Origin of the sequence: Neisseria sp. HMSC70E02, from assembly GCF_001838645.1 — a bacterium.
Classification (GTDB): Bacteria; Pseudomonadota; Gammaproteobacteria; order Burkholderiales; family Neisseriaceae; genus Neisseria; species Neisseria macacae.
On record NZ_KV838082.1, the window covers coordinates 140,155 to 160,759 of the forward strand.

The 20,605-nt window shown below is 51.4% G+C and carries 23 protein-coding genes; 9 read left to right on the plus strand and 14 right to left on the minus strand.

Going from position 1 to position 20,605, the window contains the following annotated elements; all coding sequences use genetic code 11:
* Nucleotides 1-141: 141 nt before the first annotated feature.
* From HMPREF3277_RS05660 to dnaA, 3 genes are all read right to left on the minus strand, one after another.
* Nucleotides 142-627 (minus strand): disulfide bond formation protein B, encoded by a 486-nt coding sequence (locus HMPREF3277_RS05660; protein ID WP_070870308.1) that lies wholly within the window; start codon nt 625-627, stop codon nt 142-144.
* A 59-nt stretch (nt 628-686) separates the two neighbouring features.
* The gene (gene dnaN / locus HMPREF3277_RS05665; RefSeq protein ID WP_070870309.1) at nt 687-1,790 is read right to left on the minus strand and encodes a DNA polymerase III subunit beta; all 1,104 of its coding nucleotides are present in this window, start codon (nt 1,788-1,790) and stop codon (nt 687-689) included.
* A gap of 148 nt (nt 1,791-1,938) precedes the next feature.
* A complete protein-coding gene (dnaA, locus tag HMPREF3277_RS05670) occupies nt 1,939-3,489 on the minus strand; it encodes a chromosomal replication initiator protein DnaA (protein ID WP_070870310.1) in 1,551 nt (516 codons plus the stop codon).
* On the opposite strand from dnaA, the gene HMPREF3277_RS13650 reads away from it, so the two are divergent.
* The 5 genes from HMPREF3277_RS13650 to yidC all read left to right on the plus strand — a co-directional run bounded on the left by HMPREF3277_RS13650 (nt 3,488) and on the right by yidC (nt 6,367).
* Nucleotides 3,488-3,868: a hypothetical protein gene (locus HMPREF3277_RS13650; protein ID WP_168168250.1), complete on the plus strand. Its 381-nt coding sequence runs from the start codon at nt 3,488-3,490 to the stop codon at nt 3,866-3,868. The genes dnaA and HMPREF3277_RS13650 overlap by 2 nt on opposite strands.
* 46 nt (nt 3,869-3,914) lie before the next feature.
* Nucleotides 3,915-4,049, plus strand: a complete 135-nt coding sequence (gene rpmH, locus HMPREF3277_RS05675) for a 50S ribosomal protein L34 (RefSeq protein ID WP_002214728.1) — start codon at nt 3,915-3,917, stop codon at nt 4,047-4,049.
* A gap of 2 nt (nt 4,050-4,051) precedes the next feature.
* A complete protein-coding gene (gene rnpA / locus HMPREF3277_RS05680; RefSeq protein ID WP_003777060.1) occupies nt 4,052-4,390 on the plus strand; it encodes a ribonuclease P protein component in 339 nt (112 codons plus the stop codon).
* Entirely contained in the window at nt 4,390-4,611 is a 222-nt protein-coding gene (gene yidD / locus HMPREF3277_RS05685; protein WP_003762642.1) for a membrane protein insertion efficiency factor YidD, read from the plus strand. Before rnpA ends, yidD begins: the two co-directional genes overlap by 1 nt.
* A 112-nt stretch (nt 4,612-4,723) precedes the next feature.
* Nucleotides 4,724-6,367 carry a membrane protein insertase YidC gene (gene yidC, locus HMPREF3277_RS05690; RefSeq protein ID WP_070870311.1) on the plus strand — a complete coding sequence of 548 codons (1,644 nt, stop codon included), beginning with the start codon at nt 4,724-4,726 and terminating at the stop codon, nt 6,365-6,367.
* Nucleotides 6,368-6,459: 92 nt separating this feature from the next.
* On the opposite strand, the gene HMPREF3277_RS05695 is transcribed toward yidC, so the two are convergent.
* The 10 genes from HMPREF3277_RS05695 to HMPREF3277_RS05740 form a co-directional block, all read right to left on the minus strand.
* Entirely contained in the window at nt 6,460-7,176 is a 717-nt protein-coding gene (locus HMPREF3277_RS05695; RefSeq protein ID WP_070870312.1) for a YwqG family protein, read from the minus strand.
* Between the two features lie 204 nt (nt 7,177-7,380).
* A complete protein-coding gene (locus HMPREF3277_RS05700; RefSeq protein WP_049230182.1) occupies nt 7,381-7,791 on the minus strand; it encodes a ClpXP protease specificity-enhancing factor in 411 nt (136 codons plus the stop codon).
* 18 nt (nt 7,792-7,809) lie between these two features.
* A complete protein-coding gene (locus tag HMPREF3277_RS05705) occupies nt 7,810-8,415 on the minus strand; it encodes a glutathione S-transferase N-terminal domain-containing protein (protein WP_003762636.1) in 606 nt (201 codons plus the stop codon).
* A 339-nt stretch (nt 8,416-8,754) separates the two neighbouring features.
* Nucleotides 8,755-10,137 (minus strand): TolC family protein, encoded by a 1,383-nt coding sequence (locus HMPREF3277_RS05710; protein ID WP_070870313.1) that lies wholly within the window; start codon nt 10,135-10,137, stop codon nt 8,755-8,757.
* An 86-nt stretch (nt 10,138-10,223) separates the two neighbouring features.
* Nucleotides 10,224-10,481: a helix-hairpin-helix domain-containing protein gene (locus HMPREF3277_RS05715; protein ID WP_246830767.1), complete on the minus strand. Its 258-nt coding sequence runs from the start codon at nt 10,479-10,481 to the stop codon at nt 10,224-10,226.
* A gap of 78 nt (nt 10,482-10,559) precedes the next feature.
* A complete protein-coding gene (locus tag HMPREF3277_RS05720; RefSeq protein ID WP_070870314.1) occupies nt 10,560-10,889 on the minus strand; it encodes an NADH dehydrogenase in 330 nt (109 codons plus the stop codon).
* Nucleotides 10,886-11,260: a hypothetical protein gene (locus HMPREF3277_RS05725; RefSeq protein ID WP_246830768.1), complete on the minus strand. Its 375-nt coding sequence runs from the start codon at nt 11,258-11,260 to the stop codon at nt 10,886-10,888. Before HMPREF3277_RS05725 ends, HMPREF3277_RS05720 begins: the two co-directional genes overlap by 4 nt.
* 96 nt (nt 11,261-11,356) lie before the next feature.
* Complete coding sequence (locus HMPREF3277_RS05730) at nt 11,357-11,833, minus strand: DUF1877 family protein (protein WP_070870315.1); 477 nt, start codon at nt 11,831-11,833, stop codon at nt 11,357-11,359.
* A gap of 257 nt (nt 11,834-12,090) precedes the next feature.
* Nucleotides 12,091-14,028, minus strand: a complete 1,938-nt coding sequence (locus tag HMPREF3277_RS05735; RefSeq protein ID WP_070870316.1) for a MacB family efflux pump subunit — start codon at nt 14,026-14,028, stop codon at nt 12,091-12,093.
* 95 nt (nt 14,029-14,123) lie between these two features.
* Nucleotides 14,124-15,305, minus strand: coding sequence for an efflux RND transporter periplasmic adaptor subunit (locus HMPREF3277_RS05740; RefSeq protein ID WP_070870317.1), 1,182 nt, complete (start codon nt 15,303-15,305; stop codon nt 14,124-14,126).
* A 365-nt stretch (nt 15,306-15,670) separates the two neighbouring features.
* Between HMPREF3277_RS05740 and HMPREF3277_RS05745 the strand changes: the two genes are divergently transcribed.
* Both HMPREF3277_RS05745 and HMPREF3277_RS05750 read left to right on the plus strand, forming a co-directional pair.
* A complete protein-coding gene (locus tag HMPREF3277_RS05745; protein ID WP_003762655.1) occupies nt 15,671-16,132 on the plus strand; it encodes a type IV pilin protein in 462 nt (153 codons plus the stop codon).
* Entirely contained in the window at nt 16,133-16,759 is a 627-nt protein-coding gene (locus tag HMPREF3277_RS05750; RefSeq protein WP_246830769.1) for an SRPBCC family protein, read from the plus strand.
* Nucleotides 16,760-16,827: 68 nt separating this feature from the next.
* Here the strand turns inward: HMPREF3277_RS05750 and pheA are convergent, their stop codons facing one another.
* Nucleotides 16,828-17,916: a prephenate dehydratase gene (gene pheA / locus HMPREF3277_RS05755; protein ID WP_003758043.1), complete on the minus strand. Its 1,089-nt coding sequence runs from the start codon at nt 17,914-17,916 to the stop codon at nt 16,828-16,830.
* A 525-nt stretch (nt 17,917-18,441) separates the two neighbouring features.
* Here pheA and misR point away from each other — a divergent pair.
* Both misR and HMPREF3277_RS05765 read left to right on the plus strand, forming a co-directional pair.
* Nucleotides 18,442-19,119 (plus strand): two-component system response regulator MisR, encoded by a 678-nt coding sequence (gene misR / locus HMPREF3277_RS05760; protein ID WP_003740839.1) that lies wholly within the window; start codon nt 18,442-18,444, stop codon nt 19,117-19,119.
* 15 nt (nt 19,120-19,134) lie between these two features.
* Nucleotides 19,135-20,550 (plus strand): HAMP domain-containing sensor histidine kinase, encoded by a 1,416-nt coding sequence (locus HMPREF3277_RS05765; protein WP_003758036.1) that lies wholly within the window; start codon nt 19,135-19,137, stop codon nt 20,548-20,550.
* Nucleotides 20,551-20,605: the final 55 nt, after the last annotated feature.

Sequence of the window (20,605 nt, forward strand, 5' to 3'; positions counted from 1 at the left end):
CGTACTGGTTTAAAGTTAATCCACTATATTATTGAATTGAAAACCCGCGATTATACAACGGGCACATATAGTTACCAAATACAACAAAGGTCGTCTGAAAACCATATTTTCGGTTTTCAGACGACCTTTTCATCTTTACTGTTATTTGGTTTTAAACCAGGCGAACCACACCAATACAATTACAAAACCGAAATAGGCGATGCTCCAGTACGGCAATGCAATGCCCAGCAGATAGTCCGGCACGGCACAATCGCCAAAGCCACGCACAATCGGTTCAAACCAGTCAAACAGCGGCCAGTCTTTTAAACGGAAAGTCCACGGCGCCCCGCAGGACGGCGCACTGCCGGGCGGCAGGCTTTGCAGCCACAATTGATAGGCAGCAACGCCCGCGCCATACACCGCTGGCACACTGACCAACAAGGCGCTAAACAGCCTGCTCAACTTAGAAGCCTGACGGGAAAAGGCTGCTGCCAAAGCCACCAACCCGACCGCCAAAACCGACAAACGCTGCAAAATACACAAAACGCAGGGATCCATCCCCAAAACATATTGCGAGACAAACGACCCGCAGGCAGCCAAGATCGATAAAACAACCAGAAAAAAGATAGTTTTTCTAAAAAAATTCATAACCTTAAACTTTCCAATTATTCAGACGACCTTTTACCGATTTCAAAACAACTGCCGCATCAGATGCGCATCGGCATGACGATGTATTTGAAGTTCGGATTATTCGGCACGGTAAACAAGGTCGAGCGGTTGGCATCGCCGAAGGCAAGCTGCATATCGTCGGAATGGATGTTGCGCAACACGTCCATCAGATAGCCGATGTTGAAACCGACTTCGAGTTCGCCGCCTTGGTAGGCGATCTCGAGTTCTTCGCGGGCTTCTTCCTGCTCGTTGTTGCTGCACACGACACTCAAGAGGCCTGGTTGCAGGAACAGGCGCGCGCCGCGGAATTTTTCGTTGGCAAGGATGGCGGCACGTTCAAGCGCGCCCAAAAGTTGGGTACGGGAAACGAGGAAGATTTTGTCGTTGTCCAGCGGGATGACGCGGTTGAAATCGGGGAATTTGCCGTCGATGACTTTGCTGACGATGGTCGTACCGTTGCATTGGAAGCGTACTTGGTTGTTGAGCAATTCGACGCTGATGGGTTCGGACGGGTTGTTCAGCAGTTTGAAGAGTTCCAAAACGGTTTTGCGCGGCAGGATGACTTCGGTTTTTGGCAATTCGGCTTCGATTTGGCTGGCGGCGTAGGCAAGGCGGTGACCGTCGGTGGCAACGAGGCGCAGTTGGTTACCTTCAACCTGCATCAGCAAGCCGTTGAGGTAGTAGCGGATGTCTTGCACTGCCATGCTGTATTGGACTTGCGAAAGCATGGTTTTGAAGGTTTCTTGCGACAGGGAAAACGCGGCGCTGATGTCTTCGCCGACGCTCATCAGCGGGAAGTCTTCGGCAGGCAGAGTTTGCAGGGCGAAGCGTGATTTGCCTGCACTCAGGGTCAGGCGGTTGTCTGCCCAGTCTAGCGAAACGATGGCGCTGTCGGGCAAAGCGCGCAGGATGTCTTGGAATTTTTTGGCGTTGGTGGTGATGCGGAAATCGCCCGCCTGACTTTCCGGGCCGGCTGTGTTGATTTGGATTTCCAAGTCGGTCGCCAAAAGTTTGGTTTGACCGTCTTTGCTTTCGAGCAGGACGTTAGAGAGGATGGGCAGGGTATGGCGGCGTTCGACGATACCGGTAACGGCTTGCAGCGGCTTGAGCAGACTGTCGCGGTCGGCTTGTAAAATCAGCATGGTCAATTCCTTTTGAATCGGTTATTTCGGATGTTTTTGAATCGGGTTCGGCGTGCGCGATGAATAATGCGTCGCCGTTAAAATCAAAGTGTATTTGCGTTTTCAGACGACCTTTTAAGAGAGGGGTCGTCTGAAAACCGGTTCTGACTCAGTTTTGAATCAGAATCAGGAGTTTTTCGTAATCTTGCGCCAACTCGGGATCTTCTTCGCGCAGTTTTGCTACGGCTTTCACGCCGTGCATGACGGTCGTGTGGTCGCGTCCGCCGAACGCGTCGCCGATGGACGGCAGGCTGAGGGTGGTCAGCTCTTTGGTCAGGCTCATGGCGACCTGACGCGGACGGGCAATGTTGCGCGTGCGCTTTTTGCCGAGTATATCGCTGATTTTAATACGGTAATATTTGGCAGTCGCGTCGATAATGGTGTCGGCAGTAATGATTTTGTGTTTTTCGGCGATGATGTCCTGCAAAGCCGTGCGCGCCAAATCCATGTCGATAACGGGGCGGTTCATAAAGCGGCTGCTGGCGCTGACGCGGTTGAACGCGCCTTCCAGTTCGCGCACGTTGGAACGAATCAGGTTGGCAACAAACAATGCGGCTTCGTCTTCAATGCTGATGCCTACCGCTTCTGCCTTTTTCTGCAAAATCGCCACGCGCATTTCCAGCTCGGGCGGCTCGAGTTCCAAAGTCAAACCCCATGAAAAACGCGATTTGAGGCGGTCGTCCATGCCTTCGATTTTCGCAGGCAACACGTCGCAAGTGAGGATGAGCTGTTTTTTCTCGTTGTGGAAATGGTTGTACAGATAGAAGAATTCTTCCATCGTGCGGTCTTTGCCTTTGATAAACTGGATGTCGTCGATAATCAGCAGGTCGTATTGTTTGTATTGCTGCTTGAACACATCGTAAGTATTGTTGCGCACCGCCTTCATAAAGCTGCGGATATAGTCGTCTGAATGCATATAACGCACTTTGGCGTCAGGACGGTTTTTCAGCAGTTCGTTGCCGATGGCCTGCACCAAGTGGGTTTTACCCAAACCCGTACTGCCGTACAGGAAAAACGGGTTGTAGCCCTGCCCCGGATTCTCCGCAATGGCTTGAGCGGCAGCGGCGGCAAGGCGGTTGCCCTTACCTTCTACCAAGGTATCGAATGTGTAGTCGCGCGACAGATTGGTCTGTTCGTAACGCGCTTCTTCCGCATCGCGTTGCGCTTCCGTTTTGGCTTTGGCAACGGCTTTGGATTCTGCGGGCGCGGCGGCAGGCTGTTTGCTTTCGTGCGGCAGGTTTTTCATGCGCTGCGCCAAAATGTCCGCCGCTGTTTTCGCAACGGAGGGTTTGTCCGAGTTTTCAGACGACGTCCCGTCCGAAAAAGATTCTTGCGCGTCCGCTTTCGGCATTTCTTCCGTCAACGCGGCTTGTTCAGGCGCAACCGCCCCCGCATTTTCCGCCATTTCATAATGCTGCCCCGCGCCGGCTTTAAACGCAAAAGCCGCCTGTTGCGGAGCCAATTCCGCACGCACCACTTCGATTTTGGCGGCAAACTGGCTTTTGAGCATATTGCAGGCAAACTGGTTTTTACCGTAAACCACCCACACGCCGTTTTCCTCGCCCACGGTCAAGGGCGCAATCCATTGCGCGAACTGCCCGGCAGGCAAAATATCGTGAAGTCGGCGGAGGCACTGCGGCCAAAATTCTGCTAGCGTCATGAATAAGCTCGAGTCGTGGAAATCGTTGGAAAGAAACGGAGAGAAACCGTCGGAAATTGCAGCCTTTGGAAATGCGGTTTCAGCCCGACGGAAAAAGTGTCGCAAATACCGCACAAACCCTATCCGCCAAACCGGACGCCGTCTGAAAATACAATTAAATTATTTTTGGAAAATCATCACGATAAATCCGCATCAACATTTTCAGACGACCTATCACCCGACAAAGGGACAGGAAGTGCCGATTATACCCACTCCGCCAAACTTTATCCACAACCCGCCGGAAATTTTATCCACAAAGCGCCGCGTAAATCCGCAAACCGAACCACCCTGCGCGCCATATCCATTTACTCAACCGAGATTGACAAAAGATGAAAATTAGAGTGTAATTCACAGTTTATTTATCTACCGATTTTTTAGGAAACATCATGAAACGCACTTATCAACCTTCCGTTACCAAACGCAAACGTACCCACGGCTTCCTGGTCCGCTCCAAAACCCGCGGTGGTCGCGCAGTATTGGCAGCCCGTCGCGCCAAAGGCCGCAAACGCTTGGCAGTGTAATTTTGGACTACCGCTTCGGAAAGCAGTACCGCTTATTAAAAACGGATGATTTTTCATCCGTTTTTGCGTTCAAAAACCGGCGCAGCCGCGATTTGCTGCAAGTTTCCCAATCTGCCGACAACGGATTGAACCATCCGCGGCTCGGCTTGGTCGTCAGCAAAAAAACAGCGAAACGCGCGCATGAACGCAACTACATGAAGCGCGTCATCCGAGATTGGTTCAGACTGAACAAAAACAGCCTGCCGCCGCATGATTTCGTCGTACGCGTCCGCCTGGCATTCAACCGGCAAAATGCCGCCGAAGCCCGAAACCAATTGGTGCAACTTATGCGCAAACGCTGATGAATACCCTGTTGTCCAAATTCATCCTCGCGCTGATCCGTTTTTACCAATACGCCATCAGCCCGCTGATACCGCCGCGCTGCCGCTATACCCCGACCTGTTCGCAATATGCGGTCGAGGCAGTCAAAAAATACGGCGCATTCAAAGGCGGCTGGCTCGCCCTCAAACGCATCGCCCGCTGCCACCCTTTCGGCGGACACGGACACGATCCCGTCCCGTAATCCGAATCATTCGGATAACTTGATTTCCTTTAATTTCCCGTCGGTTTCTATATAATGCCGTCTGAAGCAGTTTTCATCTCCATTACATACCCGTCAATTCCAGGAATCTCTTATGGATTTTAAAAGACTTGTGGCATTTTTTGCCATTTCGCTGGCAATCTTTGCCGGCTGGGAACATTTCTTCCCCAGCCCCAAACCCAATCCGGCACAACAAGCCGCGCAGCAACAGCAGCAAACCGCCGCAACCGCTGCCGCTGAAGCCGCACTCGCCCCCGCAACGCCGATTACCGTAACAACCGACACGGTCAAAGCCGTCATCGACGAAAAAAGCGGCGACCTGCGTCAAATGACCCTGCTCAAATACAAAGCAAATGGCGACGAAAACAAACCCTTCACCCTGTTTAACGACAGCAAAGAATACACCTACGTTGCCCAGTCCGAGCTTTTGGACGCACAAGGCAACAACATCCTGAAAGGCGTCAACTTTACCGCAGCGCAAAAACAATACAGCCTCAACGGCGACAAAGTCGAAGTCCGCCTGAGCGCGCCTGAAACAAACGGACTGAAAATCGACAAGGTCTATACCTTTACCAAAGACAGCTACCTCGTCAACGTCCGTTTCGACATCACCAACACCAGCGGCAAGCCTGCCAACCTGAGCGCAGACTACCGCATCGTACGCGACCACAGCGAACCCGAAGGTCAAGGCTACTTTACCCGCTCTTTCGTCGGCCCGGTGGTTTACACCCCTGAAGGCAAATTCCAAAAAGTCAACTTCTCCGACTTGGACGACGATGCCAAATCAGGCAAAAACGAAGCCGAATACGCCCGCAAAACCCAAACCGGCTGGCTCGGCATGATTGAACACCACTTCATGTCCACCTGGATCCTCCAGCCTAAAGGCGGACAAAGCGTTTGCGCCGCAGGCGACTGCCGTATCGACATCAAACGCCGCAACGACAACCTGTACAGCACCAGCGTCAGCGTTCCCCTTGCCGCCATCCCAAACGGCGCGAAATCCGAAGCCTCCATCAACCTCTACGCCGGCCCGCAGACCACATCCGTCATCGCAAACATCGCCGACAACCTGCAACTGGCAAAAGACTACGGCAAAGTACACTGGTTCGCCTCCCCCCTCTTCTGGCTCCTGAACCAACTGCACAACATTATCGGCAACTGGGGCTGGGCAATCATCGTTTTGACCATTATCGTCAAAGCCGTACTCTACCCGCTGACCAACGCATCCTACCGCTCTATGGCAAAAATGCGCGCCGCCGCGCCCAAACTGCAAGCCATCAAAGAAAAATACGGCGACGACCGTATGGCGCAACAGCAAGCCATGATGCAGCTTTACAAAGACGAAAAAATCAACCCGCTGGGCGGCTGCCTGCCCATGCTGTTGCAAATCCCCGTCTTCATCGGCTTGTACTGGGCATTGTTCGCCTCCGTAGAATTGCGTCAGGCACCTTGGCTGGGCTGGATTACCGACCTTAGCCGCTCCGACCCCTACTACATCCTGCCCGTAATTATGGCGGTAACCATGTTTGCCCAAACATTCCTCAACCCGCCGCCGACCGACCCGATGCAGGCAAAAATGATGAAAGTCATGCCGCTAATTTTCTCAGCCATGTTCTTCTTCTTCCCTGCCGGTCTGGTATTGTACTGGGTAGTCAACAACCTCCTGACCATCGCCCAACAATGGCACATCAACCGCAGCATCGACAAACAACGCACCCAAGGCGAAGTTGTTTCCTAACAGCGGTTTGACACACAAAAAGGTCGTCTGAAAACTTAATTTCAGACGACCTTTTTGTTTGGGAGCATTATAAAAGATGGCTGATCGGGCATTTAACAACAATCAAACACAAATGCCACACGGCTGAAATCGCGTTTAGCCAAATCTTCGGGCGTAATGAAGAAATTCGCCACACCGGAGTCGCCCCACATCAGTTTTCCAGTATAGCGGTCTTTTTCATTGATATCAGTGTCTAATTGCAACAGCAGGATGTATTTGCGCCAATCAGAACAAGTGATGGTAGCGGGATCGTCAAAATCAGCGTCTTCATCACACTCAAGAAACGGGTCGCCCTGAAGAAAAATCGGAGAACCGCCGATTTTATGCCCTTGAGATTGATTGAAATCTGCATCTTCCTCCTCTTCGCTTGCCGCTTGAAAAATCAGCGGAAACTCCCCAGAAAACGGCAGACATTCTGAATCGGTTGCCTGATAAGCGGAAAAATCGGTTTGCAATTCGCTCTCGGGCAATAATTCGGGATAGTACATAATGCGCCAGCCGGCTTGTTCCGACAGATTTTCAAAGTCGTTACCTAAGCCGTAATCCAGCCCATCAACAAAAACTTGCAAGATGCCACGCTCGGGGAAACCGGACAACGGCGGCACTTCGGCAAAGTTGATTTGTGCCACCAGAGTCAGCGGATGCTTTTTCTCGGCGTGATACGGATATTCGGCATTTTTTGGCAGGTAGGGCGTACCGCCTATTTTGCTTTGATAGGCCGTGGTAGCAGCAGCTTCTCCCAATGTGAAGCAGACGGCAGGACGGTACATGAGGTTCTCCTATCGGATAAAAAGTGTTGAATGGAATAAATTATATCGGATTAAATCAATGTTTACCTGAAATCTCCGAGAGGTCGTTTGAAAGTTTAAACTTACTAAACTAGAGCACACTTTTGAAATACTCCTCCCCTTTCCCGATGAACACAAAAAGGTCGTCTGAAAACTTAATTTCAGACGACCTTTTACATTTCCAACCTATTTCACAAACTTCAACACCTTACCGGATTTTGCCGGCGTATCGGTTTCTTGTTTGTTTTCAGTTTCCTGTTCCGGTTGTTCTTTATCGGAAGGTTCATAGGGCTCGACTTCAAATCCCATGCCTTCGCCGCTTTCTCGGGCAAACAGGCTGACAACGTGTCCGACCGGAATCCAAATATCGTGCGCCACGCCGCCAAAGCGGGCCGAAAAGCTGATCCAATCGTTGTCGATATTCAAATTATGGCTGGCAGTCGGTCCGATATTGAGGACAATCTCATTTTCGCGAACATACTGCATGGGGACGCGGGTATGTTCGTTTACCCATGCGACAATGTGCGGCGTTTGATTGTTGTCTGTACACCATTCGTACAAAGCGCGAATCAGATAAGGCTTGGTAGATGTCGTCATGATGAATCCTTTCGACCTTTAACGGCGCATTGCCTTCTCAGCGGGGGTCATGGCTTCGATAAAGGCTTCGCGTTGGAAGATACGTTCGGCGTATTTCAGCAATGGTGCGGCGGATTTGCCGAGTTTGATGTCGTAATGGTCGAGACGCCACAACAAAGGAGACAACGCCACGTCAATCATTGAGAAATCATCGCCGAGAATGTATTTGTTTTTGGTGAACGCAGGCGCGAGCATGGTCAGACCGTTGCCGATGGCTTCGCGCGCTTTCGCCATTTCTTTATTGGTGGAATTCGGGTTTTCCAATACATGCACCAAGCTGAACAGCTCTTTCTCCATGCGGAACAAAACCAATCGTCCGCGGCCGCGCATCACGGGGTCGCCGGGCATCAGTTGCGGATGGGGAAAGCGTTCGTCTATGTATTCATTGATGATATTGGATTCATAGAGGATCAAATCACGTTCAACCAAAACGGGGACTTGGTTATACGGATTCATTACGGCAAGATCTTCGGGCTTATTGAAAATATCAACGTCTTTGATTTCAAAATCCATGCCTTTTTCGTACAGGACGAAGCGACAGCGTTGGCTGAACGGGCATGTAATGCCTGAATATAATATCATCATGGTATTGGGCTCCTATAAGCATCCCAGACAATCTACTGCCTGAAATTGCAGAATAAAACAATCGCAAAATTATACGCGATTGCATCCAACAATTCCACAAAAAGCACATATCCTTTTGTTTATCAAGCTATTTTCAATAAAATTCGAATTTCTAAAAAACGATATCCAAACTCAAATTCTTTGCTTTTCCGAGGCGTTTCGATTTTTACAGCAAATTTAAACCGCGGCGGGACATTACCGACGTTTTTACTGCACACCGGCTTGTTTCCGACAAGCCACCAAAAAGGTCGTCTGAAAACCGTTTTTTCAGTTTTCAGACGACCTCTCGAGCCGACCGCCCTACTTCGGCGTATAACGGCCCGCCATCGCTTTATACACCATGTTTTCGTATTTCAGCGTCTCGTACCGCTGGTTCAGTACGTTTTGGGCGGAGCTGTATTCGCTGTTCAGCGCTTCGAGCCAGTCTTTCAGTTCGTTCTTGCCGTGTTGGTAGCGCACTTGGTAGTAGCGGCTGTTTTTCTTATCCAAGGCGTAACGCTGTTCTTGGTTGCTGAGCGCAGCTTGGGCGTTTTGGTAGGCGAGGTAATTGGTATTGACTTCGTTCAGCGCGGTGGTCAGGGCTTTTTCAAAGTCGAGTTTGGCGCTGTCGAAATTGGCTTGGGCGGTTTTGTCTTTCCATTTCATGGTCTGCCAGTTGAGGAACGGCAGGTTGATGGTGGCGGAGCCGCCCAGCAGCGGGATATTGAACGCGCTTTTGGCTTTTTCAGACGACGTGCTCAAGCTCGCGCCCAATGTAATCGAGGGATACCAACTGCGTTTTTGCGCTTTGACGGATTGGAGCGAGGATTGCAGGCGGTATTCGGCGGCGCGCAGGTCGGGGCGGTTCGCCAACACGGTAATCGGTACGTCGAGGTTCACGCCTTTGACGGGCAGCAGTCGGTATTGAGCGGGGTCGGCGGCGATGGCTTCGTTCGGTTTGAGGTTGAGCAGGTTGCGTAAAACCTGTTTTTGCGTGTCGAGGCTGTTTTTCAGGGAAATCAGGCTGTTTTGCGCGCTCAACAGCGATTGTTTCGCCTGCGTCGGCTGACTGGAATCGGCTCTGCCGTAGCGGAACTTGGCATCGGCAATGCGGTTGATTTCCTGATATTGCTTGAGGGATTTCTGCGCCAATTCAATGGCTTCGTTGAGGTAGGCGATATTGAAATAGGCGTCGGCGACATTGTTGATCAAAGTCAGGCGCGTGTTTGCCATATCCTGCCGCGTGGCTTGGTATTCCCAGACTTGCGCGTCGGCGGTGGCACTGAGTTTGCGCCACAAATCCAATTCGTAACTCAAGCCGAGCTGGCTGCTGAAGGTGTTGCCGTGGCTGCCGGTTTTCAGGTTTTTGGATGTGGACGCACTCAACGAGCCGCTGAACGACGGCACCAAATCCGCCCCCAAAATATTCGCTTGATATAGGGCTTTATTGACGCTGATGGCCGCCTGTTTCAAATCGATATTGTTTTCCAAAGCCTGCGCCATCAGGGCGTTGAGCTGCGGGCTTTGGTAGATTTCCCACCAGTTGCCGTTCACGTCGTAGCGTTCGGCGGTCTCCGCCGCGCTCATCACCTGCCCCGTCGATTCAAGCGTGAGGTTTTGGTCGGTGCTGTGGACGGCGCACGCGCTTAAGACAAGGGCGAGCGACAGGGATAATGCCGTCTGAAAAAAAGGTTTTTTCTGCATGTTGTGTCTTTCGGTTTAAGGTTTCAGACGACCTGAAAGGTCGGGAGGTCGTCTGAACAATCTCATCGGCTGCGTTTATTTATCGGCTAAAACCGCTTTCCGCTGTTCCGTAAAATGCCACCACGGCTTTGGTTCGTTTCCCTGCATAAAATCAACCAGCGACGATCATGTCTGGTTGCCGTCAAGCTGCACAGGCGGTCGTACATTTCATAAGCGTCCTGCCCCGCCAAATCCTGCGGCTGCGTGATACCGAGCAAAACCAAATCCTCCGCCACGGCTTTGCCGACATTGGGCAGGTCGGTCAGCGTGTTCAGTTTGCTTCGTTGTACTTTGTCGGGGTTCATGTTTCAGCCTTTGATTTGGAGGTCGTCTGAAAACCAGCAATCGGATGGATAAACTTGTTTTTGCGGGCAAAGCCCACGCTACTTTCCGCTCTTCCACCTTAAATGCACCATTGCCGTCGAACGTATTTCATACAAAGCCGAAGTGGTCTTCTCAAACTCATCAGACAAGCCGTGTTCGTGGGCGGAGAACGGCGGGGAATCATTCCAAGAACCCATGCCGCCGAAAACGTGGCTTTGTTCGCAGGCAAGCTCCAAACGTTCTTCAAAAGGCAGGGATTCGTTTTCAAGCGTCCACGCCGCCTTGTCGAAAAAAGCCCTTTTCCAATGCAGTTCGCCAATGGCTTCCGCAAGGGCGGAAATATCGGTTAAAGCCTGATGGAAACGGCGCACCAGTTCTTGCTCGGTCATTTGACTTGTTCTAAGTTCTTCAAACAATTTTTCAGAAGACGTTTTAATTGTTTGGCAGTTTGCGGATGCATCGGCTCTTGCAGTTTACGCTCCAACCGATCGGCTTCGTGTTCGAGTTCATGCTTATACCTGACTCTGTAGCGTTGCTGTCTCTCCAATATTTGCAACTGTTGCCGCCACAAATCCTGCTGCAATTTCTGCCATTCTTTGGTTTTATGCTTCGACGGAAGCGGAATTCTATCCGACAGCTCCACACATGGTTTGGAACACTGCGAACAACGGGGCGAACTGCTGTCTTGGGGGCGGAAATAGCGTTTCGGACGGCGCACGGCGGTACGGCAGGAAAAACAAACGTAATTCGTATTACTCATTTCAATAAAATTCAATTAAATCAATTATTCATGTACCTTTCGCCGTTGAATCCGTTTTTCAGACGACCTCTTCCCATTCAAAAAGGTCGTCTGAAATCATGAAATCCTAACCACGACGCCGCAATGCTGTTCGGCGGCGGCTTGGTAGAACGCGGTGAGTTCTTTAAACCGCTGCGCCAATTCCGCGCGGGTTTCGGCAAAGGCTTTTTCATCGCCCCAAATATCGGGGTAGATTTGGTTGTTTTGAAAATCTGCTGCGGTTTTGCCGTCGAGCAGCGCGGCGAAATCGGCTTGGTTCAGGGCTTGGGCTACTTCGGCGGTTTCGGTATCGTCGATCCATCCAGTGTGTTCGCCCGCTTCTTCATCCTGCCGCAGGATGTTGCCGATCATGGCTTTGCTCAACGGGTTTGCCGCGTCGGCATCGTCCGAGCCTTTGCCGGTCAGGACGAAATGCAGCGCGTCCCATAGTTTGCCTGCGCTGCATTCGGATACGGCGGCAGGCGTGCCGGAGGAGGCTTTGATTTGTTCGATGCCGCTTTGCGGATAGGCTGTGTATGTTGCGTAAACGTCCATAGGTTTCCTTGTATTGAAGGCTGAAGATGCCTGTTTCGGGAGGGGTCGTCTGAAATATAGTGGATTAACTTTAAACCAGTACGGCGTTACCTCTCCTTACCCTGATTTAGTTAATCTACTATATGTTGCGGATTCGGACGACCTTCGGGCTGTTTTCGCAATGTATTGTGTGAATCGTGTGTTCGGTATTGCGTCGGGTTCTGACCCGACTTTTGCTTTTTCAGACGCCCCCTTAGGTTTGGAGGTCGTCTGAAACCTTAATCTTTAGACAAAGCGTCAATCGGATTGAGCTTGGAGGCTTTGTTGGCGGGCATAAAGCCGAACGCTACGCCAATGGCGGTGGAACAGACAACCGCGCCGATGACGGAGCCGATGGAAATTTCCATCGGAAATTCGGTGACGAATTGGTTGAACACGAGGCTGATGGCTGTGGACAGCCCTACTCCGACCAAGCCGCCAATAATACAGATTAAGACCGCTTCAATCAGGAATTGTTGCAGGATGTTGTTTCGCCGCGCGCCAATCGCCATGCGCACGCCGATTTCTTTGGTGCGCTCGGTTACGGACACCAGCATGATGTTCATCACGCCGATACCACCGACCACTAATGAAATCAAGGCGATGGAGGAAATCAGCAGCTTCATGGTGCCGGTGGTGCTTTCAACCATCTGCTTGATGCTGTCGCTGTTGTTCATGAAAAAGTCTTCCGTACCATGCCGCGTTTTGAGCAGCTCGGTCAGTCCTTTTTCGGCGACTTGGGTGTTGGCGTCGTCTTTGATTTTGACGGTAATCGAGTTGGTATGGCTCTCACCGGTGATTTGGTGCATCACGGTCGTATAGGGCGACCAGAGCATCAATACGTCCGAATTGCCGAAGGAGTTTTCTTCTTTTTGCATCACGCCGATGACGGTCAGCGGGCGTTTGTTGAAGAGGACGGTTTTGCCCAAGGGATTGACGTCTGAGCCAAAGAGTTTTTCTTTGGTGTTTTGGTCGATCACGACAACTTGCGCGTCTTCTTTTACATCGCCCTCGTCAAACAGGCGGCCTGATTCCAGCTTCAACCCGCGCACGTCGAAATATTGTTCGCCCACGCCGTAAAGCGAGGCAGATAAGTCGGTATTGCGGTAGGTCAGCGTGCCGCTGGAATTGGTCTGCGGGGTGGCGGAAGCGACGTAGCTTTGTTTGGCGATGACTTTGGCGTCGTCAATGGTCAGGGTTTTAATCCTGCCGCTGCGCCTGTCGCCGAAACCGCGCCCGGGGAAGATGCTGATGGTGTTCGTCCCCATTGCGCTGATGTCTGCGAGGATTTTTTTCTCAGAACCGTTGCCCAAAGCGACGACGGACACGACCGACGCAATGCCGATGATGATGCCGAGCATGGTCAGGAGCGAGCGCATTTTGTGTGCCATAATCGCCTGCACCGACATTTTGAAGGCCTCGACGAATTGGTCGTAATAAAACAGCCACGAAGATTTTTCTTTGATGCGTTCTATTTTGCTTTCGGGGATTTCGGGATTTTTGGAACTGTCGGAGATGATTTCGCCGTCGCGGATTTCGATGATGCGGTTGGCGATGGCGGCGATACCGGGATCGTGCGTAACCATAATCACGGTATGCCCTTCTTTATGCAGCTTTTGGATGATTTCGATTACGTTTTTGCCGCTGGCGGTATCGAGCGCGCCGGTCGGTTCGTCGGCGAAGATGATTTCGCCGCCGTTCATCAGGGCGCGGGCGATGGAGACGCGTTGCTGCTGACCGCCGGAAAGTTCGCTGGGTTTGTTGCCTTCTTTGCCTTCCAAACCCAAATCCTGCAACAGCTTCTCCGCACGCGCGGAACGCTCTTTGCCACCCATGCCCATATACACGGCAGGCAGGGCGACGTTGTCCCGCGCTGTCAGCGAACCCAAAAGGTTGTAGCGTTGGAAAATAAAGCCGAAGCGTTCGCGCCGCAATGCCGCCAGTTCGTCCGGCTCCATTTTGGCGGTTTCGATGCCGTCGATTTGATACGAACCCGAAGTCGCGCTATCCAAGCAGCCGAGGATGTTCATCAGCGTGGATTTGCCCGAACCGGACTGCCCGATGATGGCGACGAAATCGCCCTTCTCTATCGACAGGCTGACATCTTTCAACACATGAACGCGGTTCGCGCCACTGCCGAAGTAGCGGTTGATGTTTTTACATTCGATTAAGCTCATAAGTGTTTCCGACCGATAATGATGTATGGAGTGGAAAGGTCGTCTGAAAGCGGATTTTGCTAAGAAACAAAACTTTCAGACGACCTATTGCCTATTTATCTCGGCGGACCGCCCTGCATGGCGCGTTGCGCCGCTTCAGCCTGCTCCGCCGCGCTCATTTCCGACATCACCACCTTGTCGCCTTCTTTCAAACCGCTTTTCACTTCGGTATTCATACTGTCTTTCAGACCGACCGTAATCTCGCGTTCCGAAGCTTTACCGTCCGCGCCCAAAACGCTGACAAACGATTTGCCGTCGTGTTTTTTAATCGTCAGCGTCGGCACGAGCAAAACGTTTTTCACGCCGTTGATTTCAATCGTGTTCTGCGTCGTCATCCCGATAGAAAGTTTGCCGTCGGGATTAGGCACCAAAGCGCGGGCGTAATAGTAAATCGCATTAGAAGTCGTGTCCGTGCTGGTGGTGTAGCTGCCCAGCGACATCGTGGTCAAGCCCGGGTCGACGCTGTCGAGCTTCGCCTTAATCGGCGTATCCGGTTCGGACAAAATCGTAAACGAAATATCCTGCCCCGCTTTGACCTTGGTAATATCGCCTTCGGCAATCTGCATTTTGTTCAACATCGTATCCAGATTCGCCAACTGGATAATCGTCGGCGTGGACTGCACCGCATTCACCGTCTGCCCTTCTTCCACCGGAATCGCCACCACCGTACCGTCCATCGTCGCAGTAATGCGGGTATAGCCCAATTCCGATTCGGCGGTATTGATGGAAATTTTGGTTTGCCTGATAGAAGCCTTCAACTCGGCAACGTTTGCCTTAGCCGCGGCCAGCGCATCCTTCGCGCTTTCCAAATCCTCTTTGGACGTCGCGTTTTCCTTCCACAAAGCCGCCTCGCGCTTGTATTTCTTCTCCGCACTGTTCAGCGCGATTTCGGCGGAAACCAATTTCGCCTGATACGTTTCCAGCTTGGATTTTTCCGTATTCAGCGTATTCACCTGAGTGGTCGAATTGATTTCCGCAATCAAATCGCCCTTTTTAACCTGCTGCCCGAGCTTGACGTACAGCTTCTTAATCTGCCCCGAAGCCTGCGCGCCCACCGACACCAGATTCGACGGCGAAATCTCACCCGTAGCGGATACCGTCTGACTAATGTCGCCGCGTTTGACCGTTTCCGTGATGTAAGAAGTTTGAGGTTCGGGCTGGAAATAAGACCAAGCAACAAATCCAAGCACCGCAGCAACCGTTATTCCAACCGTCCATTTATTAATGATTTTTGCCATAACTGACTTTCTGATTCATCCATTTCATCTGTTCAATCCGGCACCCGATTCATGTCGCATAATCCCAACACTTATCCGCCGAAAACGCTGAAAACGGGCAGATTTTACTGTAAACATCTACCCCAGCCAAGACAATAACCGACCAAACTAAAATCTAACTTATTGTTTTACATAGAAATAATCAAAACCCTTTTCCAGAATATTTCAACGTATTTACATATTTTCCCAATCTCAATATTTATCCAAACATTCAAAACAAGAGAAAAGAACTATAATTCAGCATCCATCAAACCCAACAACAGCTGCCTCCCCGAACCTTTCAGACGACCCGGCTGGATAAATATAACAACACAATGACACTTACTATGAAAAACAAATCACAAGGTTTTACTCTCCCCGAGCTACTCGTTGTCGTCCTGATCATCGCGATTTTAGCGACGATCGGTTATCCCTCTTACCAACGCTACGTCCGCAAAACACGCTTGGAAAGCGTCCGCTCCGAGCTGCTGATCAACGCCCAAAACCTCGAGCGTTACTACGCCCAGCATGCGACCGTAAAAGCCGAAGCAGGCAATCCCTCGTTGCCTCCCTTGGTTCAAAACCAATATTTCAATATCTCCATCTTCAACTTCGAAGGTCCGGACGACAATGATAAAAAAATCGTAAACTCCGCCTCCTCAAGATACATCCTCGAAGCCAAACCCACAGACGAATACAAGTCCACCGAGACCTGCTCCGTTTACCTCAACAGCGACGGCATCTTCTGGGCAAGCAATTCCAAAAATAATGAAGACTGCCCGGGCTTCGAACCCATCAGCCAAGAATAATTGAAACCTACCGCCGCGATTCATCATAAAGGTCGTCTGAAAATTTTCAGACGACCTTTATTCTATTATCAACACCAAATCACGCCGTTCAATGCAATTTATGAACTGATACCGACCGCACCACTCTTATCCATATCCCCATCTTTACCCACAACGGTCGATATCATGCTGACTTACACCCGCAGCGTCCGGCTGGATGCGCCGCTCGAACCGATATTCCGCTACTGTACTTCCCGACACGGATTTGCCTGTCAGTTTCCGTTTGACGTGCAATGGTTATCAGAAAAGGAATACTGGGCGCGGGGAGATATTTTGGATTTCAGATACAGAGTATGCGGGATTTGGTTGCGGCATCGCGCCGAAATCATTTCGCTTGAGCCGAACCAATCGTTTACCGACCTGATGTTGAAGGGGATTTACCGCTCCTTCCGCCATACGCATGAATTCAAATTTTCCGGAGGGCGTACTTGTGTAACGGATACGGTGGAATTTACTTTCGGGCTGGGAAAAACGGTTGACCGGCTAATCGGATTACCGACTTTGCGTCGGACATTTGAAAAACGCCACCGTTTATTGAAAGAGTGGGCTGCCCAATGGGCTGATTATGCTGAAGATGCTACAAGTTAAAGGCATGGAAAAAGTCGTCTGAAAACCCGTATCTGAATTTTCAGACGACCTTCTTTATTTCCGTTACATCACAAAACGGCTGCCGGATAGGACCCGATGACTTTGACAAACGATGCGCGTTCGCTCAAGAGCCGCAGTGCGTTTTGGACTTTTTCGTCGTTCTGATGTCCTTCGATGTCGATGAAGAACAGGTATTCCCACAGCGCGGATTTGCTCGGGCGGCTTTCGAACTTGGTCATTGAAATGCCTGATTCGGTAAACGGCTGCAACAGCGCGGCGACGGCACCGGCTCGGTTGGGCGCGGAGACTGCCAACGAGGTTTTGTCTTTGCCGCTGCTGCCTGTATCTTGATGCCCCATGACCAAGAAGCGCGTGGTGTTGTTCGGCTCGTCTTCGATACATTCGGCGACATAGTTCAAATGATAAATATCGGCTGCGGTACGCCCTGCGATGGCGGCGATACTGGGGTCGTCTGATTCTGCCACCAGCCTTGCCGCCTCTCCGTTGCTGGAAACGGCGATGCGTTCGGCGTTGGGCAGGTTGCGTCCGAGCCAGTCGTTGCATTGTGCCAGCGCTTGGGCGTGTGCGATGACTTTTGTGATGCCGCCCAATTCGTGCGTGCCTTTACGCAAAAGGTTGTGATGGATGCGGACAATGACTTCGCCACAGGCTTTCAATGCGGTTACCGCCAGCAAATCCAAGGTGCGTCCGACCGAGCCTTCGGTCGAGTTTTCAACCGGCGCGACCAAATAATCTGCCTGCCGCGTTTCGACTTGGCGGAAACATTGGTCTATGGTTTGAAATGCGGCAGTATGGGCGGCATGGCCGAAATGTTTGATGGCTGCCTGCTGGGTAAACGTTCCCTGCGGACCGAGGTAGGCAATCGTCAGCGGACGCTCCACCGCCAAGCATTCGCTCATCACTTCGCGAAACAGCCTTGCGATGGATTCGTCAGGCAGCGGGCCTTGGTTCAAACTCTGAATCCGCCTCAATACCGCGACTTCGCGCTCGGGACGGTACACCGCGCCCGTTCCTTTCAATTCGCCGATGGCGTGCGCATGGCCTGCGCGCTCGTTCAACAGGCGCAAAATCTCGGCATCGATTTCATCAATGGCATTGCGGTGCGGCAAAAGCTGTTCGTCAATGGATAAGGACATATCGACAAGCCCCTTTGTGATTCATTCATAGATATAAACAATCATTCTAACATCAAACGGGTCGTCTGAAAGCCCGAATACGCTTTCAGACGACCTGTTTTATAGTGGATTAACTTTAAACCAGGACGGCGTTACCTCTCCTTAGCTCAAAGAGAACGATTCTCTAAGGTGCTGAAGCACCAAGTGAATCGGTTCCGTACTACCTGTACTGTCTGCGGCTTCGCCGCCTTGTCCTGATTTAAAGTTAATCCACTATAATAATCCCTCCGTCCTTTCTCGAACACAGCCTTTACCGGCATCATTTTGCCGCCCGTTTGGCGCGTATCCGGCGTATATTTTGGGGATTTGGTACAGGGGTCGTCTGAAAATGTAAAGACAGCGTCCCTGCAATGCAAAAAAGCGCAAAAGCATAGGAAAACAAGCTATCAAAAAACTCAAAATGCGTGTTAAGATTAGCCATCACTATCCGCCGCACCCGTTTATTTCGGGTTTGCGCAGCGCATACAATCACGAAAAGGAAATCCCATGAGTCGCGTATTACTCGTAGATGACGACGCTTTGCTGACTGAATTGCTCACCGAATACCTTACCGCCGAAGGATTGAACGTCCACAGCGTTCCAGACGGCGAAGCCGGTGTACACGAAATCCTGACCGGCCAGTACGATGTCGTCGTATTAGACTCCATGATGCCGAAAATGAACGGCTTGGACGTATTGAAAAACGTCCGCTCCCAAAGCACCGTTCCCATCATCATGCTGACCGCCAAAGGCGACGACATCGACCGCATCATCGGATTGGAAATGGGTGCGGACGACTATGTTCCGAAACCTTGCACCCCGCGCGAACTGTTGGCACGCATCAACGCCATCCTGCGCCGTGCACAACAAAGCGGCGAGCCGAACAACGCGCCAAACAGCATTTCCGTCAGCGATGTCGTCCTGTACCCTGCCAAACGTCAGGCGACCATCAAAGACACTCCGCTTGAGCTGACCAGCACCGAGTTCAACCTGCTTGAAGTCCTGATGCGCCATGCCGGACAAGTCGTCAGCAAAGAAACTTTGTCCATCGAAGCGCTTGACCGCAAACTGGCAAAATTCGACCGCAGCATCGACGTCCACATCTCCAGCATCCGCCACAAACTGGGCGATGCCTCGCTGATTCAGACCGTACGGGGCTTGGGCTACCTGTTTGTTAAAAACTAAAGATAAAACAGATCAATGAAACTGTTTCAACGCATCTTCGCCACATTTTGCGCAGTCATCGTCTGCGCAATCTTTGTGGCGAGTTTTTCTTTTTGGCTGGTGCAAAATACCCTCGCCGAAAACCAATTCAACCAACGCCGCACCATCGAAACCACTTTGATGAACAGCATCCTCTCCGCCTTTAGGGCGCGCGGGGACAGCGGTGCGCGCGAAATTTTGGCGGAATGGGAAGACAGCCCCGTTTCCAATTCCGTTTACGTCATTTTGGGCGACGAGAAAAAAGACATCCTCGACCGCAACATCGACAACCACACCATCGAACGCGCCCGCGTGTTTGCCATCAATAATCCCAATTCCGATTTGGCGCACATCGAATACGACCGTTTCGGCGAAGAATACCTCTTCTTTATCAAAGGCTGGGACAGCCATCAGGCGCAACGCCTGCCCAGCCCGCTCTTTATCCCTGGTCTGCCGCTCGCCCCGATTTGGCACGAATTTATCATCCTGTCCTTCATCATCGTCGTCGGCCTGCTGATGGCGTACATCCTCGCCAGCAACATTACCAAGCCCATCAAAATCTTGGGCAGCGGCATGGACAGGGTGGCAAACGGCGAACTTGAAACCCGTATTTCGCAGCAAGTGGACGACCGCGACGACGAATTGTCCCACCTTGCCATCCAGTTCGACAAAATGGCGGAAAAACTGGAAAAACTCGTTGCCAAAGAACGCCACCTGCTGCACCACGTCTCCCACGAAATGCGCTCGCCCTTGGCGCGTATGCAGGCGATTGTCGGACTGATTCAGGCGCAGCCGCAAAAGCAAGAACAATATCTGAAAAGACTGGAAGGCGAATTGACCCGCATGGATACCTTGGTTGGCGAATTGCTGACGCTTTCCCGTTTGGAAACGTCCAACATCCCGCTGGAAAAAGAAAGCCTGAAGCTCGTCCCCTTCCTGAAGAACATCGTGGAAGACAACCAAAGCATTGCCCAGCAGAACAAACAAACCGTTACCCTTTCGGTCGAACCCAGAATCCCCGAAAATGCCACGGTCTGCGCCAACGAAGGCTATTTGTACCGCGCGTTTGACAACGTTATCCGCAACGCCATCAATTACAGCCCCGAAGGCAGCACCATCCGTGTCAATATCGGACAAGACAGCAAGCATTGGATTGTCGATGTTACCGACAACGGTCCCGGCGTGGACGAAATGCAACTGCCGCACATTTTCACCGCCTTTTACCGTGCCGACTCCAGCGCCAGCAAACCCGGTACCGGCTTAGGCCTTGCCCTGACCCAACACATCATGGAGCAGCACAACGGCAAAATCATGGCTGAAAACATCAAGCCGAATGGTTTGAAAATGCACTTTATCCTGCCCAAAAAGAAAGTGAACGGCAAAACGGAAAAGCCGCATCCTAAAAACTCTTAACCATGAATGTTGCCCATCGGGGTTTGTATAGTGGATTAAATTTAAATCAGGACAA